The organism is Alcanivorax sp. HI0083, assembly GCF_001635175.1.
On the sequence record NZ_LWFX01000640.1, the window covers coordinates 1 to 811 of the forward strand.

1 protein-coding gene is annotated in these 811 nt (G+C 62.4%); it reads right to left on the reverse strand.

All coding sequences use genetic code 11. The features are described from left to right. On the reverse strand, positions 1 to 811 hold an 811-nt coding region (locus A3754_RS06395; RefSeq protein ID WP_063519119.1), incomplete at both ends, for a metal-dependent hydrolase.

Sequence of the window (811 nt, forward strand, 5' to 3'; positions counted from 1 at the left end):
TTCCAGACACCGTCTTCCTGTTCCGCCAGCACAAACTGGAAGGGATGCAGCCCCGGCACCCCCAAGCGAATATCCGTGGCCAGTAACTGGTCAGGCCCGGCGTCCACATCCATGAACCCCCGGGTGAACCAGGCCAATTTGCGGCCCGCCGGCAGCTGCATGGCCTCGGCATAGTCCTGCGGCGAACGGGGGAAGGGTTCCACTGTCAGCGCATCGCCGTTATCCAGCACACCGGTGACAATCTCCAGTCTCTGCTGTTCCCCCAGCACCGTCACCCGCCACAGCAGGGTGGAAAACGGCATGGGCTGCACCAGACGTGGCGCCTCACTCAAGCCCCGTTGCGCCAGCGTTGGCATCACCCGCTGTGTCATCCACTGCTGGGCCACCAGGCTCCAGCATAGATACAGGGAGGACAGCGTCAGCCCGGTGGCCAGTGCCGCCATTGCCGGCGGTCGTGCCAGAGCCACTATCACGGCAACCAACATGGGCAGGGTATAAAGCGGATCAATGATAAAGACACTGCTGATGGCCACCGGGTCACCCAGTGGCCAGAACAACTGGGTGCCATAAGTGGTAAACGCATCCAGCAGCGGGTGCGTGATCAAACACAGCCCGGTGAACAACCACCAGCGTCGCAACGGAATCTGTGTCTGCCAGCGGGACAGGCACAGGGCCAGCACCAGCGAGACCGGCAACAACACCAGCAGGGAGTGGCTGAAACCGCGATGCTCGGTGAAATTGGCCACCGCATCGCCGTAATCAATCAGCACATCCAGATCGGGCAGGGTGCCCAGCAAGGCGCCACCGAGCA